Genomic DNA, 1,779 nt, shown 5'->3' on the forward strand with positions numbered 1-1,779 from the left:
GAGGCAGTCCGTGATGAGGTGCCGCTTGCGGCCGTTGATCTAATGGGCGGTAGCTGAGCTCGTTGAAAGCGCCTTCTCGATGCCGGTCGCCGGCGTCAGCACGACGTCCTCCGTTGATCCGGGCCGTTGAGCCCTCAAAGAAGACTGACGTGTGCTGGCGCTCGCAGTCGGCATCGAGAGCGATCACTTGATCACCGATGATGATCGTGGTCCAAGCCCCCTGCGGGGACTACCTCTTACGTGTTCGGGAGCCACGAGCTCCAGCCAAGACCGAGGGCCCCGCAGGTCGCTGGGGTCATGAACGACTAATCGGATGTCGGGCCACTGAGCCCTTCCATTAGAGAGACGCATGCCCTGCACGGCTGTGACCAGCCACAACACAGATCCGATGAGAAAGCGTGAGGCGAGTGAGAGCGTTCTGCGGCATCGACTGGGCCAGTGATCACCACGACATAGCCATCGTCGACGAAACGGGTTCGCTGCTGGCCCGGGCTCGCATCGATGACACAGCGGAAGGGCTCGATCAGCTGCTTCGGATGCTCGCAGAGCACGGTGACAATCCGCAGGATCCCGTTCCGGTGGCCATAGAGACCTCCCGCGGTCTTCTGGTCGCCTGCCTGCGGGCGACGGGCCGCCCCGTCTACGCCATCAATCCGATGGCCGCCGCCCGGTACCGGGACCGGCACACGGTCTCCCGCAAGAAGTCCGACCACCTGGACGCCATGGTGCTGGCGAACATCCTCCGCACCGATGCCGCAGCTCACCGCATGCTTCCCGCCGACTCGGAGGTGGCCCAGGCCGTCGCGGTCCTTGCCCGTGCCCAACAGGACGCCGTCTGGGACCGAACCCAGGCCGGCAACAAGCTGACCTCCCACCTGCGCGAGTACTTCCCCACCTATGTGGCCGCCGTCGGCTACCGCCGCGAGGGCATCTATCACCCCATAGCCCGCGCTCTCCTGGCCGCGGCGCCCACCCCGCGCCAGGCGGCCAAGCTGACCCGGACGCAACTGCGGGCCGTGCTGAAGAAGGCCGGCCGCAAGAACACCATTGAAAGGGAGGTCGAGCGTCTGCACGGAGCACTCCGTGTTCCACAAATGCGTCATCTCCCCCTGGTCGAGGAGGCCATGGGGCGCCAGGCACTTGCGCTGCTTCGGCAGTTGGAGGCCGCGTGCGCGAGTGCCGATGATCTCGCCGAAGCCACAGTGCAGGCGTTCGAGGCCCATGCCGACGCCGAGATCATCACCAGTTTCCCCGGACTGGGACCGCTCAGCGGGGCCCGGGTGCTAGCTGAGATCGGCGATGACCGGACCCGATTCGCCGATGCCAGAGGCCTGAAGGCGTACGCGGGATCTGCCCCTGTCACCAGGGCCTCCGGCAAGAGCGTGTCCGTCGCGGCCCGCAGGGTGAAGAACCAGAGATTGGCCGGCGTCGGCTACATGTGGGCCTTCTCGGCGATGGCCCACTCGGAGGGAGCGCGGGCCCATTATGACCGCCGACGCGAGGCCGGAGACCGCCACACGGCCGCCCAGAGGAACCTCTTCAACCGGATGATTGGCTGCCTTCACCACTGCCTTTCTCACCGCCTCCCGTTCAACGAGGCTGTTGCCTTCCCGACCTCGCGAGAACCCCACCTTGCCCTGGCCGCTTGACTCCTTCTTCGCATCGGATGTCTTCTTCCCGCCGTCGTAGCCCCGTGAGGCGTTCTTGACGGTGGCATCGGCCTTCACCGACTGCGAGTCCACGATGGCCGCCGTCGGCTCCGTTTCTCTGCCCTCCGCC

General features: G+C 66.1%; 2 protein-coding genes. One reads left to right on the forward strand and one right to left on the reverse strand.

Annotated features, from left to right (window positions below; all coding sequences use genetic code 11):
* The coding region (locus ACZ3IC_RS34150) for a hypothetical protein (protein WP_467422616.1) at window positions 1-187 on the reverse strand (187 nt) is incomplete at its 3' end.
* A gap of 220 nt (window positions 188-407) precedes the next feature.
* Here ACZ3IC_RS34150 and ACZ3IC_RS34155 point away from each other — a divergent pair.
* A complete protein-coding gene (locus ACZ3IC_RS34155; protein WP_467422618.1) occupies window positions 408-1,649 on the forward strand; it encodes an IS110 family RNA-guided transposase in 1,242 nt (413 codons plus the stop codon).
* The last annotated feature ends 130 nt before the right edge of the window (window positions 1,650-1,779 follow it).

The organism is Streptomyces sp. NPDC002958, assembly GCF_055563255.1.